This window comes from Nocardioides sp. 1609 (assembly GCF_004522105.1).
Taxonomy (GTDB): Bacteria; Actinomycetota; Actinomycetes; order Propionibacteriales; family Nocardioidaceae; genus Nocardioides.
The window spans coordinates 478097-491781 of sequence record NZ_SPUJ01000004.1 but is presented as its reverse complement, the minus strand read 5'-3'; the positions used below and the strand labels follow the sequence as shown (position 1 = coordinate 491781).

General features: G+C 74.7%; 14 protein-coding genes and 1 riboswitch. Of the genes, 6 read left to right on the top strand and 8 right to left on the bottom strand.

Features of this window, described 5'->3' with window-relative positions; genetic code table 11:
* Positions 1-50: 50 nt before the first annotated feature.
* Genes E4623_RS12690 through E4623_RS12680 form a run of 3 tightly spaced genes read right to left on the bottom strand, consistent with a single transcriptional unit; the run spans position 51 to position 1834 of the window.
* Positions 51-617 (bottom strand): NTP transferase domain-containing protein, encoded by a 567-nt coding sequence (locus E4623_RS12690; protein ID WP_134766879.1) that lies wholly within the window; start codon positions 615-617, stop codon positions 51-53.
* Between the two features lie 3 nt (positions 618-620).
* Positions 621-1304 (bottom strand): hypothetical protein, encoded by a 684-nt coding sequence (locus tag E4623_RS12685; protein ID WP_134766878.1) that lies wholly within the window; start codon positions 1302-1304, stop codon positions 621-623.
* Positions 1301-1834 (bottom strand): sigma-70 family RNA polymerase sigma factor, encoded by a 534-nt coding sequence (locus E4623_RS12680; RefSeq protein WP_134766877.1) that lies wholly within the window; start codon positions 1832-1834, stop codon positions 1301-1303. The genes E4623_RS12685 and E4623_RS12680 overlap by 4 nt, the downstream gene beginning before the upstream one ends.
* 87 nt (positions 1835-1921) lie before the next feature.
* On the opposite strand from E4623_RS12680, the gene E4623_RS12675 reads away from it, so the two are divergent.
* A complete protein-coding gene (locus tag E4623_RS12675) occupies positions 1922-3712 on the top strand; it encodes a serine/threonine-protein kinase (protein ID WP_134766876.1) in 1791 nt (596 codons plus the stop codon).
* Between the two features lie 136 nt (positions 3713-3848).
* On the opposite strand, the gene groL is transcribed toward E4623_RS12675, so the two are convergent.
* The 3 genes from groL to E4623_RS12660 form a co-directional block, all read right to left on the bottom strand.
* Complete coding sequence (groL, locus tag E4623_RS12670; RefSeq protein WP_134766875.1) at positions 3849-5480, bottom strand: chaperonin GroEL; 1632 nt, start codon at positions 5478-5480, stop codon at positions 3849-3851.
* 367 nt (positions 5481-5847) lie between these two features.
* Entirely contained in the window at positions 5848-6690 is an 843-nt protein-coding gene (locus E4623_RS12665) for a hypothetical protein (protein ID WP_167736601.1), read from the bottom strand.
* A gap of 13 nt (positions 6691-6703) precedes the next feature.
* Entirely contained in the window at positions 6704-7528 is an 825-nt protein-coding gene (locus tag E4623_RS12660) for an SGNH/GDSL hydrolase family protein (protein ID WP_134766873.1), read from the bottom strand.
* 103 nt (positions 7529-7631) lie between these two features.
* Here E4623_RS12660 and E4623_RS12655 point away from each other — a divergent pair, with 103 nt between their 5' ends.
* From E4623_RS12655 to E4623_RS12635, 5 genes are all read left to right on the top strand, one after another.
* Complete coding sequence (locus E4623_RS12655) at positions 7632-7997, top strand: YciI family protein (protein ID WP_167736600.1); 366 nt, start codon at positions 7632-7634, stop codon at positions 7995-7997.
* A gap of 61 nt (positions 7998-8058) precedes the next feature.
* Entirely contained in the window at positions 8059-8544 is a 486-nt protein-coding gene (locus E4623_RS12650; protein WP_245155054.1) for a YciI family protein, read from the top strand.
* Between the two features lie 25 nt (positions 8545-8569).
* Complete coding sequence (locus E4623_RS12645) at positions 8570-9799, top strand: DUF6596 domain-containing protein (RefSeq protein WP_245155053.1); 1230 nt, start codon at positions 8570-8572, stop codon at positions 9797-9799.
* Positions 9800-9851: 52 nt separating this feature from the next.
* The gene (locus tag E4623_RS12640; protein ID WP_134766871.1) at positions 9852-11135 is read left to right on the top strand and encodes a hypothetical protein; all 1284 of its coding nucleotides are present in this window, start codon (positions 9852-9854) and stop codon (positions 11133-11135) included.
* On the top strand, positions 11122-11730 hold the full coding sequence (locus tag E4623_RS12635) for a class F sortase (protein ID WP_134766870.1): 609 nt from the start codon (positions 11122-11124) through the stop codon (positions 11728-11730). Before E4623_RS12640 ends, E4623_RS12635 begins: the two co-directional genes overlap by 14 nt.
* Positions 11731-11862: 132 nt before the next feature.
* Here E4623_RS12635 and E4623_RS12630 read toward each other — a convergent pair whose 3' ends face one another.
* Complete coding sequence (locus E4623_RS12630; protein WP_134766869.1) at positions 11863-12138, bottom strand: MoaD/ThiS family protein; 276 nt, start codon at positions 12136-12138, stop codon at positions 11863-11865.
* A 42-nt stretch (positions 12139-12180) separates the two neighbouring features.
* Positions 12181-13485 carry a threonine synthase gene (gene thrC, locus E4623_RS12625; protein WP_134766868.1) on the bottom strand — a complete coding sequence of 435 codons (1305 nt, stop codon included), beginning with the start codon at positions 13483-13485 and terminating at the stop codon, positions 12181-12183.
* Positions 13486-13496: 11 nt separating this feature from the next.
* Positions 13497-13640, bottom strand: a riboswitch (SAM riboswitch).
* Positions 13641-13685: the final 45 nt, after the last annotated feature.

Genomic DNA, 13685 nt, shown 5'->3' with positions numbered 1-13685 from the left:
CTGTTGGCGGGAGGTTGGGCGCGGGCACGCCCCGGGCGGGGAACGGGCGCTCAGCCCCCGGGGACGGCGGGCGGGGTGTCGACGTCGAGGCCGCGGGCGAGGTCGCCGCACTCCACGAGCGTCACGTCGTGGGCGGCGAGGTAGGCCTTGGCGCCCGCGTCCCCGGCGGCGACCGCGGCGACGCCGGCCCAGTGCTCGCGGCCGAGCACGACGGGGTGACCCGGCACGCCGCCGTAGGCCGCCCGGGCGAGGGTGCTCGGACCGGCGCCGGTCGCGACGCGGCGGACCACGTCGGCGGTCACGTCGGGCAGGTCGACGAGGTGGACCACGACGGCGTCGCCCGCGTCACCGCCGAGGGAGGCCAGTCCGGCGCGCAGGGACGCCGCCATGCCGGTCGCCCAGTCCTCGGCGACCACCACGGGCACGCCGGCGGGCACCAGGCGGCCGGCCTCGGCGGCGGCCGCGCCGAGCACCACCGTGACGCGGTGGCAGCCGCCGTCGCGCAGCACCCCGAGCGACCGCACCAGCCACGACGTGCCGTCGGCGTCGCGCACCAGGGCCTTGGGCCGGCCCATCCGGGAGCCGGCTCCGGCGGCGAGCAGCAGTCCGGCGGTCACCGCTCAGCCCGGGAAGGCCTCGGCGTACACGGCGGCCAGGCCCTCCGTGTACGGGGCGGTGAAGCCGCACAGGGTGACCCGGTCGTCGGTGGCCGAGACGAGGTAGCGGCCGCCCTCCTCGAACGTGACGCCGGCCAGCAGGGCCGCCATGTCGTCACTGGGCGCGGTGACGGTGACCAGGTCGGTCTCCTCGCCGGTGTAGTACCTGGTCGGCTCGAGGGTGACCTTGTCGCCGCTGATCGCGGTGACGGTGCCGTCGAAGGCGAGCGACTGGGCGGCCACGACCTGCGGCGACTCCTCGGGCGGCAGGCAGCGCCCGCTCGCGCCGGCGGTGTCGACGCCCAGCCGGGTGACGCTCTGGGCGGCCTCGGACGTCGGCGCGCTCGACGCCGGCTCGCCGGCGACCGGGGGCGTCTCGTCGTCGCCCCCCACCGTCGCGTAGAGGATGCCGCCGCCGATGAGGACGGCGGCCGCGGCGGCGACCAGCCAGGTCAGGCGGCTGCGGTGGCGGGTGCCGTCGGTGCGTGACTCGTCGGTGTGCACGTCGGTCATGGTGTCCTCCAGGAGTCGGGCCACCCGGGACGGGTCGGCCGGTGGCAGGGAGGCGGCCGGGTCGTGCGCGGCGAGCAGGGCGCGCAGTTCGTCGTCCCGGTCGTCCCGGCCGACGTGGTCGTGGTGCTCGTTCACGGCTTCCTCCCCTCCGTCGGCCCCTCATGTCCGGCACCGACCCCGATCTTTCGCAGCTCCTCGCGCAGCCTGCCGCGGGCGCGGTGCAGCCGGATGCTCGCGGCGTTCGGCGTCACGTCGAGCACCACCGCGATCTCCGACGGCGTGAGCTGCTCCCAGGCCCACAGCCGCAGCAGCTCGGCGTCGGACGCCGGGAGCGCGGCCAGGGCCTCGCCGACGGCCTCGTCGGCCGGGCCGGACGGCGCGGTGGCGGCGGCCGGCGGGTCGACGACGGCGATCCGGCCGGCCACCCGACGCTGGCGTCGGGCCCCGCGCTCGGCGTTGGCCAGGCAGCGGCGGGCGACGCCGTAGGCCCAGGGCAGGGCGTCGTCCGGCACCTCGTCGATCCGCCGCCAGCACACCAGCAGCGTGTCGGCGAGGACGTCGTCGGCGGTCGCGGCGTCGGTCCGGCGGGCGAGGTAGCGCCGCAGCGGCTCGACGATCTCGGCCGCGACGTCCTCGAGCCGTTCGCGGCGTCCCTCCGAAGTCACCCCGCCACCGTGTCACACGCCCGGGTTTCGACCCTCCGGCGACGGGATACCTTCCGGACGTCCCCCCGTCCTTGAGTAGGAGTCATCGTGGCGCGCTTCCCCTCCGTGGGCGAGGAGTTCGGCGGATACCGGATCACCCGCCAGCTCGGCCGGGGTGGCATGGGCGTCGTGTTCGCCGCCGAGCAGCGCGGCCTGGGCCGCACGGTCGCCCTCAAGGTCCTCTCCCCCGAGTTCGCGGAGCAGCCCGACTACCGGGCCCGGTTCGCGCGCGAGGCGACCGTGCTGGCCCGCCTCGACTCCCCCCACGTCATCGCGATCTTCGACCACGGCGAGCAGGACGGCTGCCTCTACATCGCCACCCAGTACGTCGGCGGCGGCGACCTGAGCGACGCGATCCGCCGCTACGGACCGGTGCCCGCCGTCGAGGCCGCGACGATCGCCGAGCAGATGGCCTGGGCGCTGCGCGACTCGCACGCGGCCGGCGTCGTCCACCGCGACCTCAAGCCCAGCAACGTGCTGCTCCGCGACGCGGGCTCGGAGACCTACGCCTACCTGTGCGACTTCGGCATCGCCCAGGACCGCACCCCCGGCAACACCGTCACCGGCGCGGTCGCCGGCACCTTCGCGTACCTGGCCCCGGAGCGGCTGCGCGGCGAGCCCGCGACCGCCGCCGCCGACATCTACGCCCTCGGCTGCGTCCTCTGGACGATGGCCGTCGGGTCCGCGCCGTACGCCGGCAGCGACGTCGAGATCGGGATGAGCCACCTCAACGCGCCGGTCCCGCGGCTGGTCGACGACTCGCCCGTCGCCAGAGCCGTCAACGACGTCCTGCAGCGGGCGCTCGCCAAGGAGCCGGGCCGCCGCTACCCCGACGCCGGCGCGATGCGCGCCGACCTGCGCGAGCTCGCGCAGGTCGCCCGGGTGCCGCACCCGCCGCTGCGCCCGTTCCCAACCGCGGCCCCGTCCTGGCCGCCGGCACCGCCTCCGGCCCTGGCGAAGCCGAGCCACCCCGGCCCGCCGAGCCACCCCGGCCAGCCCGGCCAGCCCGGCCGGCCCAGCCAGTCGTCGGCGCCGGGTGCGCCGTGGGTGCCGCCACCGTCCTACGGCGGCCCGCCGGCTCCCCGCAGGCGCCGGACCGGCGTCGTCGTGGCCGCCGTGGTGGCGGCCGTCGTCGCGGTGGTCGGCGGCGTCGCCGTGGCCGTGATGGCCAACGACGGCGGCGGTGACCCGGTGGCCGACCCGACGGGGTCGACGTCGGTCACCTCGAGCGTCCCGACGGCCCCCTCGCCGACCACGACCGCTCCGACCACGCCGGCCTCCCCGACCACGACGGTCGACCCGCCGGAGCCGCCGCCCGAGCCGAAGAAGACCCCGACCCCGACGTACCCCGACGTGCCCGCCTCCTCCGGCGTGCAAATCGAGCTCGGGGCGGCGTCCCTGCGGGCCCCCTCCGGGTGGGGCACGATCGACAAGGGCATCGTGCAGGACGGCGTCGGGGCGCGCGACTACAGCGACACCGCGGGCTACTACTCCTCGGTCTTCATCCGGCGCAGCGAGCCGGTCATCCCGATCACGTCGCCGGAGCTGCTCGAGATCGCGGCCGAGGCCGCGGTGGAGAACCTCGACGAGGCCGACGACACCATCGAGCTGAAGTTCAGCGGCCTGATGCCGCGGGCCTGGCTCGACGGCGAGCGGGCGGTGCGCATCCGCGCGTCGTACTTCTCGACCAAGGACAACCTGTCGTTCACCGAGGAGACGTGGTTCGCGCAGCGCGGCACGTACCTCTACCGGGTGACCTTCCAGCACAGCCGGTCGGACTCGCAGGCCGCCCGGCGCGGCCAGATCGACCCGATGGTCGTCTCGTTCCGCTGGCGCTGACCGCGGCGCCGGCGTTCCGGTCCCCGGGCGTCGGCCCGCGCCGACCGGCTGACCCGGTCCCGCGCCGAAAAAGAACGCCGACCCGCCCCTTGTGGGGGGCGGGTCGACGGTGGTGCGGGTCAGGCAGCGGCGGGACTCAGAAGTCCATGCCGCCCATGCCGCCGGACGGGTCGCCGCCCATGGGCGCCGCCTTCTCCGGCTTGTCGGCCACGACGGCCTCGGTGGTGAGGAACAGCGCCGCGATGGAGGCGGCGTTCTGCAGCGCGGAGCGCGTCACCTTGGCGGGGTCGATGATGCCCTCGCCGATCATGTCGACGTACTCACCGGTCGCGGCGTTGAGGCCGTGGCCCGCGGTGAGGTTGGCGACCTTCTCCGCCACGACGCCGCCCTCGAGGCCGGCGTTGATGGCGATCTGCTTGAGCGGGGCCGAGGTCGCGACGCGGACGATGTTCGCGCCGGTGGCCTCGTCGCCGACCAGGTCGAGCTTGTCGAACGCCGTGGCCGCGGCCTGGACGAGCGCCACGCCACCGCCGGCGACGATGCCCTCCTCGACGGCCGCCTTCGCGTTGCGAACGGCGTCCTCGATGCGGTGCTTGCGCTCCTTGAGCTCGACCTCGGTGGCCGCGCCGACCTTGATGACCGCAACGCCGCCGGCCAGCTTGGCCAGGCGCTCCTGCAGCTTCTCGCGGTCGTAGTCGGAGTCGGACTTCTCGATCTCGGCGCGGATCTGGTTGACCCGGCCCTCGATCTGGCCCTGGTCGCCGGCACCCTCGACGATGGTGGTCTCGTCCTTGGTGATGACGACCTTGCGGGCCTGGCCGAGCAGCTCGACGCCGGCCGACTCGAGCTTGAGGCCGACCTCCTCGGAGATGACCTGGCCACCGGTGAGGATGGCGATGTCCTGCAGCATGGCCTTGCGGCGGTCACCGAAGCCGGGAGCCTTGACGGCGACCGACTTGAAGGTGCCACGGATCTTGTTCACGACCAGCGTGGACAGCGCCTCGCCGTCGACGTCCTCGGCGATGATCAGCAGCGGCTTGCCGGACTGCATGACCTTCTCGAGCAGCGGCAGCAGGTCCTTGACGTTGCTGACCTTGGAGTTCGCGATGAGGACGTAGGGGTCCTCCAGCACGGTCTCCATGCGCTCGGGGTCGGTGACGAAGTAGGCCGAGATGTAGCCCTTGTCGAAGCGCATGCCCTCGGTGAGCTCGAGGTCGATGCCGAAGGTGTTCGACTCCTCGACCGTGATCACGCCCTCCTTGCCGACCTTGTCCATCGCCTCGGCGATGGCGTCACCGACGGTGGTGTCGCCACCGGCGGAGATGGTGGCCGTGGCCGCGATCTGCTCGCGGGTCTCGACCTCCTTGGCCATGGCCTGCAGCTGCTCGGCGACCGCCACGACGGCGGCCTCGATGCCACGCTTGAGACCCATCGGGTTCGCGCCGGCGGCCACGTTGCGCAGGCCCTCGCGGACCATCGCCTGGGCCAGCACGGTGGCCGTCGTCGTGCCGTCACCGGCGACGTCGTCGGTCTTCTTCGCGACCTCCTTGACCAGCTCGGCGCCGATCTTCTCGTAGGGGTCCTCGAGCTCGATCTCCTTGGCGATGCTCACGCCGTCGTTGGTGATCGTGGGGGCACCCCACTTCTTCTCGAGCACGACGTTGCGGCCCTTGGGGCCGAGAGTGACCTTGACGGCGTCGGCGAGCGTGTTCATGCCACGCTCGAGACCGCGCCGGGCCTCCTCGTTGAAAGCAATCAGCTTGGGCATAACTCCTGGAGTTCCTTGCCTGTGGAGTTGGGGGTCCGGAGGTGGTGGGCTGCCCGCGACGGACGGCCTCCGCACGACCCGGCGAACCCTGCTCGCCGGCGCTGAAGACCTCAGCTGACACCGCTCCGGTTGTCACTCTCATAGTAAGAGTGCCAGCCTCATGTTTAGCACTCGCCCCCCGAGAGTGACAACCCAGCACCGGGCGGCGGTCGGTCCCGGCGCCGGCCGCGCCGTGCCCCTGCCGGGGCGCCACCCGCTCCCGCGAGACGGAGGTCAGCACCACCGGGGCGGGGTAGTCCCGGACGGTCGGCCCCATTTCCGGCGAGGAAGTGGGGCCGATCGTCCGGGACTACCCCCGCGGGGCGGGTCAGAGCCGCGCGGCGAGGGCGGCGGCGAGGGCGGTCGCGTTCGCCGGGAGGATCCTCAGGTAGAGGCCGGGCTCGGTGACCTCGACCTCGCTGACGACCGGGCGGCCGTCGAGGTGGAGCAGGTCGACGCGGGCGTAGAGGAGGTCGGCTCCCGTGCGCCCGGACGCCACGGCGACGGCGTCCACGGCGAGCCGGGCGGCCGCGTCCTCGAGGGGGACGGCGGTCGTGGTGCCGCCGTGGCGTTCGTGCACCCGGACGTCGTGGCCGCCGGTCACCTTCCTGGCCTGGGACACCGGCCGGCCGTCGAGGACGAAGACCGACTGCTCCCCCTCGCGGTGCACCGAGTCGACGAGGGGCTGGACCAGCCACGGGCCGCCGCTGCCGGGCACGGCGGGGCGCCAGGCGGCAGCGTCCACGACGACCTCGACGCCGACCCCGGACGCCCCGACCCGGGGCTTCACCACGGCGGTGCCGAACCCCCCGGCCGCGGCCCGGACGGCGTCCTCGTCGCCCGCGAGCACGCTCGGGACGACGGGCAGGTCGGTCTGCTCGGCGAGGTCGACGAGGTAGCTCTTGTCGGTGTTCCACCGGAACGCGGCCGCACCGTTGACCAGCGCCGGTCCGATCCCCTCGGCCCAGGTCAGGAACTCCGGCCGCCGGTCCTGGTAGTCCCAGGTGGACCGCACCGCGACGAGGCGGGCGCCGGCCCAGTCGACGGACGGGTCGTCCCACACGGCCCAGCGGCTGCTCACGCCCAGCTCGGCCAGCGCGGCGTCGAGCAGCTCGTGACCGGGCTCCCCGTCCGGGTAGCCGGAGCAGGTCACCAGCAGGACGTCGGTCACGCCGGCCAGCCTCTCACCCGGGCACGTGCGGCGCGTGGTGCCCGAACGGCACCCGGTCGTGCAGGCCGAGCGCGGTCAGCACCGACGGCAGCAGCGCGGCCGCGGTCCGCCGGTAGCCGAGTGCGCTCGGGTGGAACCGGTCGAGGCTGAACATCTCGTCGGGGTTGGTGATGAAGAACGGCCCCACGACCCTCGCCAGCGACACCGCGTGCGCCCCCGTGCGGACGGCGGCCGCGGCCTGCGCGGTCGCGAGCTGGCGCGAGGCGCGCGAGCCGAGTGCGCGCAGTGGCTGCGGCACCGGTCGCAGCGCGCCGAGGTCCGGGCAGGTGCCGACGACGACCTCGGCGCCGCGCTCGCGGAGCTCGCGGACGGCGTCCTCCAGGTGGCGCACCGACTCCGCGACGGGCACCCGGTGGGTGACGTCGTTGCCGCCGACGACGATGACGGCGACGTCGGGGCGGTAGCCGACCGGGAGCGCGGCGAGCTGTCCGGCGAGCATCGAGCTCTCCGAGCCGACCACGGCGACCGTGCGCAGCCGCACCGCGCGCTGGGTCCGCTTGGCCAGCCCCTTCGAGAGCCGACCGCCGAGGGTGTCCTTGCGGCGCTCGGCCCCGAGGCCGGCCGCGATCGAGTCGCCGACGAGGAGCAGGTCGAGCGGGTCGCCGTACGACGAGCGCCAGACCCGGTCCGCGTCGGGCGGGCTCTCCCCCAGCGGCTTGCCGATCAGCCGGCGGGCGGTCGCCGCCTGACGGGCGAGCAGCCCGCGGGCGCCGTACGCACCGCCGAGGACGCCGGCGGCGGCCGTGGCGGCCAGGAGGGTCAGGGGTCGGGATGCCATGCCCCCATCTCGCCCACAGGCCCCTGAACGGACGGTGTCGATTCCGGGGGTGCCCGCACGTCATCTCGGTGAAAGACTCACACCGACCCAGAAAGAGGACGCCATGACGACGACCTACGCCATCCTGCTGCCCGGCGACGAGAACGCCTGGGAGGCCCTCTCCTCCGACGAGCAGGCCGCCGTGTTCGCGAAGCACCACGCCTTCTCGGCCGCCCTCGAGGCCCGCGGTCACCGGATCACCGGCGGCGCCGAGCTCACCCACTCCCGCGGGACGCGGCAGGTGCGTCGCGTCGGGGGCGAGGTCGTCGTCACCGAGGGGCCGTACGCCGAGACCGTCGAGCAGCTCTCGGGCTTCTACCTCGTCGAGTCCGACGACCTCGACGACCTGGTCCAGGTGGCCGCGATGCTCGCCGAGGACGGCGACGGCGCCGTCGAGGTCCGCGCCTGCCAGCCGGGACCCGAGGCATGAGCAGCCACCGCGCCGCGCCCCGGCCCGGCTCCTCGACCGCGCACCACCGCAGGGCTGCCCGATGAGCCGGTTCCTGCTGCTCATGGCCGAGGCCGGCCACTTCGACGCGTGGGACGACGCCGACGACGCACTCCGCGACCGGGTCATCGCCGACTTCCAGGCCTTCGACCGGGCCGTCCGCGAGCGCGGCGCGGTGGTCGGCGGGGAGGCGTTGAGCCGGCCGGAGACCGCGCGCACCGTCCGGCCCGCCGGGTCGCGCACCGGGTCCGGCACCGAGTCCGGCACCGCGTCCGGCACCGCGTCCGGCACCGCGTCCGGCACCGAGTCCGGCACCGGGTCGCGCACCGGGTCCGGCACCGGGTCCGGCGACGCGTCCGGCACGGGTCGCCCGGTGACGGCCGGCCCGTTCGCCGAGACCGTCGAGCAGCTCGGCGGCTTCTACCTCATCGACGTCCCCGACCTCTCGGTCGCGGTCGAGCTCGCGACGCTGCTGCCCCGCGAGTACGCCGTCGAGGTGCGCGAGTGCGTCGACGTCCCCGACTTCTGACCGGAGGCCCGACCTGCCACCCGACGTGATCCTCGAGCGGCTGCTGCGCGAGGAGTGGGGCCGCCTCCTCGCCCTGCTCGTCGCGCAGTTCCGGCGCCTCGACCTGGCCGAGGACGCGCTCGGCGACGCCTTCGAGGCCGCGGCCCGGCGCTGGCCGGAGGACGGCGAACCGGCCAACCCCCGGGCCTGGCTGCTCGTCGCGGCCCGACGGCGGGTCCTCGACCGGCTGCGGGCCGAGGCCGTCGCGCACCGGTCCCTGCCCCTGCTGGCCGTCGAGACCGACCTGACCGAGGAGGCCAGGCGCGTGCTGGCCGACGGATCGGCGCCCGGCGAGGCGGGGGTGGTCGACGAGCGACTCCGCCTCGTGCTGCTCTGTGCCCACCCGACCCTGCCTGCGGAGCACGCCGCCGCGCTCACCCTGCGGCTGGTGCTCGGGGTCCCGACGGCCGACGTCGCCCGGTTGTTCCTGGTGCCGACCGCCACGATGGCCGCCCGGCTGACCCGGGCCCGCAAGCGGCTGGCGGGCGCGTCGTTCGCCGTCCCCACCGGCGAGGCGCTCCTGCGACGGGTCGCGGACGTCGCCGACATCGCCTACCTCGCGTTCACCGCCGGGTACGCGCCGGGGTCGGGCGCCGACGTCGTGCGCTCCGAGGAGGCCGGCGAGGCGCTCCGGCTGGTGCGGGTGCTGCGCGAGGTCGCCCCGGACGCGGCCCGACCCGACCTCGACGCCCTGCTCGCCCTCATGCTCCTGCAGCACTCCCGGCGGGACGCGCGGGTGGCGGACGGCGCACTGGTGCTGCTGCCCGACCAGGACCGCAGCCGGTGGCGGCGCACCGAGATCGTCGAGGCGCTCGACCTGCTGACCCCGCTGGCCGCCGGGACCACGTCGACGCCGTACCTGCTGCAGGCCCTCATCGCCGCCGAGCACGCCATCGCCCCCACCGCGTCCGACACCGTCTGGTCGCGCATCACCCGCTGGTACGCCGAGCTCGAGGACCTCACCGGCTCCCCGGTCGTGCGGCTCAACCGGGCGGTCGCCGTCGCCGAGGCCGACGGTCCGGGGCCGGCGCTGGCCCTGCTCGACGGGCTCGACCTGCCGGGTCACCGACTCCCGGCGGTCCGGGCCGAGCTGCTGACCCGCGCGGGGCGCAGCGCCGAGGCGCGCACGGCCTACGACGCGGCCATCGGAGCGTGCGAGAACGCCGCCGAGCGCGACCACCTCGTCGGGCGTCGCGACCGGCTCGACGACGGCTGACCCTCGCGGTTACCGGGGCGTAACGCGCGGCCGCGGACGTCGTTGGGAGGTCGTGCACCTCGAAGACCGCGCGCCCCGCACCCTCGTCCGTCTCGGCGTCCTCGCCGCCGCCGGCGGGCTGGTCCTGCTCACCGCGGCGCCCGGGGCCGCCGCCGCTCCGGTCGCCCGGGCCTCGGCCACGGCGCTCACCGTGAGCCTCGCCGGCACCCCGGCCGGGTCGGAGACCTACGCGGTCACCCACGACGGCACCCGCGAGTCCTCGACCGGCACCAGAACCCCCGTGGTCACCGCGCTCGGCGGTCAGTCGTTCGCCTCCGGGAGCGTCCTGACCCAGGACGCGACCACCTCCGTCGTCGACGGCGCCGGCCGGTCCGCCGCGTGCGCCGGGCTCGCCGGCCGGGGCGCCGGCGTGGGGGCGGTCGGTGACGGCAGCTGCCTCACCCCCGGCGAGACCCTGACGATCGACGCCGGCACCCTCGACCTCAGCGGCCTGACCATCGTGCGCTCCGACCTCCTCCAGGGCCTCGACACCGAGCTGCAGGACGCCCTCGCCCCGCTCCTGGACGCCGCGCTGCCGGCCGCCCAGGACGGGCTCGCGACGGCGCTGACCTCGCTCGGCGACCTCGGCCTCACCCTCGACCTGGACGCCGTGCAGAGCTGGTGCAGGGGCACGAGCACCTCCGCCGACGGCGACTCCCGGCTCGCCGGCGCCGAGGTCGCGATCGCGGTCGCCGGGGAGCGGGTCGAGCTGCTGTCGCTGCCCGCCGACCCCGCGCCGAACACCAAGCTCGCGACCAACCTCGACGAGGTCGCGGCGACCCTCACCGCCGCGCTCACCACCCAGCTCGAGACCGGCTTCGACGGCGTCCTCGCGCCGGCCGGCGTCCTGCTCGACGAGCTCGAGTCGGCCCTCCAGGAGAACGTGCTCGCCGCCGTCGCCGAGCAGCTCGCACCGCTCGAGGACAACCTGCTCGACGCCACGCTGAACAAGCAGGTCCGGGCCGGCAGGGACAGCATCGAGGTGACCGCCCTGGACGTCGAGGTGCTGCCGGCCGCACGCCAGCTCGGCTTCGAGCCGCTGGCCGTCGAGGTCGGTCGTTCGACGTGCGGTCCGAGCGGCCGGGTCGTCGCCCCGCCGGTGGAGCAGACGCCGTCCGCCGAGCCGGAGGCCGAGCCCACGGTCCCGACGTCGATCCCGGCGGGCCTGGCCGGTGGTCCCACCGCCGCGCCGGCCGACGGTGGACCGGGCCACCGGGGCGCCGGTGCCGCCGTCGCCGCGCTCGCGGTGCTCGCGGGCGCCGCCGGCCTGGCGTCCTACCGCCGTGCCGTCCGCTAGCAGCAGCGGCCCGGGGCCGCGGCTGGACGGGATGCTCGCGGCGGCGACCACCACGCTGCTCGTGCTGTGCGTCGGCCTGGTGGCGTGGGGCGCGGTCGGTCCGGGCCCCGGGTCGTCGCCGGAGGACCGTCCGGTCGTCCCCGCCGCCGCGCCGCTGCGCCTGGTGGTGCCCTCGCTCGACATCGACGCCTCGGTCGTCCCGATCGGACTGACCGGGGACGCCGTCCTCGACCCGCCCGCGGACGCCACCACCGTCGGGTGGTGGGACGACAGCGCCCGCCCGGGCGCCGCCCGCGGCCAGGTCGTCATCACCGGCCACACCGTCCACACCGGTGGCGGCGCCCTCGACGAGGTGAGCACCACCTCGGGACTGCGCGGCCGTCGGATCGACGTCCGGACCCGCGCCGGCGTCCAGCACTACCGGGTCCTGCGGCGCGAGGTGCTCAGTCGTGAGGAGGTCGCCGCCGGCGCCCAGGGCCTCTTCGGCCAGGACCGCCGCGACGACCGCGGGGCCCGGCTGGTGCTGGTCACCTGCACCGACTGGAACGGCAGCTCCTACGAGAGCAACGTCGTCATCATCGCCGAGCCGGCCTGAGCCGGGGGCCTGCCTCTCGCGTGCAATTGCCGCGATTTGGCCAGCTTCTGCGCCACCGACCGAGCAGATCGCTGCAATTGCAAGCGTGGGGCCACCACCAAGACCGGCCCACCCACGCTCGGCGGGGGACAGTCAGCCCCCGGCGACGGCCGGGATGACCGAGACCTGCACGCCGTCGGGCGTGGCCGTGTCGAGGTTCTCGAGGAACCGGACGTCGTCGTTGCCCACGTAGACGTTGACGAAGCGGCGCAGCTTGCCGTCGTCGTCGAGGATCCTGGCCCGGATGCCGGGGTAGGTGGCGTCGAGGTCGCCGAGCACCTCGGCCAGGGTGGCGCCGGTGGCGCTCACCTCGGACGCGCCGGCGGTGTAGGTGCGCAGGATGGTCGGGACGCGGACGGAGACGCTCACGCTGGTTCTTCCTTCTCGGTTCTCAGGAGCTGGGGGGCGGGCTCAGGCGCCGAGGCCGGTGGCCCGGAAGGCATCGTAGGACGGCTCGATGGTGGCGGCCGCGGAGACGATCCCGGAGACGGCGTCGAGGGTCTTCAGCCCGTGGCCGGTGTTGATCACCACGGTCTCGAGCGTCGGGTCGAGCTGGCCGGTCTCCACGAGCTTGCGGGTCACCGCGACGGTGGTGCCGCCGGCGGTCTCGGTGAAGATCCCCTCGGTGCGCGCGAGCAGGACGATGCCGGCGCGGACCTCGTCGTCGGAGACGTCCTCGACCGCGCCGCCGGACTCCCGGCAGATGTCGAGGACGTACACGCCGTCGGCCGGGTTGCCGATCGCCAGGCTCTTGGCGATGGTGTCGGGCTTCACCGGCCGGATGGCGTCGGTCTCGGCCTTGTAGGCGATCGAGACCGGCGAGCAGCCGGTGGCCTGGGCCCCGAAGACGCGGTACGGCTTGTCGTCGACGAGGCCGAGCGCGATCAGCTCCTGGAAGGCCTTGTGCACCTTCGTCAGCTGCGAGCCGGACGCGACCGGGATGACGATCTGGTCGGGCAGCCGCCAACCGAGCTGCTCGGCGATCTCGTAGCCCAGGGTCTTGGACCCCTCGGCGTAGAAGGGGCGCACGTTGACGTTGACGAACGCCCAGCCCTCCTCCTCGCCGGCGATCTCCGAGGCGAGCTTGTTGACGTCGTCGTAGTTGCCGTTCACGGCGACCAGCTGGTCGGTGAAAATCGCCGAGTTCACCTGCTTGGGCTGCTCGAGGTTGCTCGGGATGAACACCACCGTGCGGATGCCGGCCCGGGCGCCGGCCGCGGCGACGGCGTTCGCGAGGTTGCCGGTGCTCGGGCAGGCGAACGTCGTCGCGCCCAGCTCGCGGGCCGCGCTCAGCGCGCAGGCGACGACGCGGTCCTTGAAGGAGTTGGTGGGGTTGGTCGAGTCGTCCTTGACCCACAGGTTGTCGATGCCGAGCTCGGCGCCGAGGTTGGTGGCCTTGAGCAGCCGGGTGAAGCCGGGCTCGGTGTTCGGGCTCTGCTCGATGTCGGTCGGCACCGGCAGCAGCGCCTTGTAGCGCCAGATGTTGCGGGGCCCGGCCGCGATCTCCTCGCGGGTCACCGCGGGGAAGTCGTAGGCGATCTCGAGGGGGCCGAAGCACTCGGGGCACGCGTAGTGCGGGCCGAGCTCGACCTCGTGGCGACACTCGCGGCACACGAGGCTGCGGGCGTTCCCGAAGGCACCCTCGCGGACGGGGCCGGGTCCCGTGGCCGTCGCTGTGGGGGTGGCGGCGGGCTGGTCGATCGTGGGAGCGCTCATGAAGGTCCTCCTTCTCATCTTCCCCGGGGCGGATCTCGCGTCCGGGCGGATTTGGCACCGTTTCCACGATCCGTTCCGGGTCTGTCCGGAGGCGGAGGTTCGTGGCGGTTGCCGGGACTTCGCTGGGCCGTTCCCTCAGTCCCTCGTGATGAGCTGTCTCCGACTGTACGACGTGCCGTCTCACGATGCGTCACCGAGTC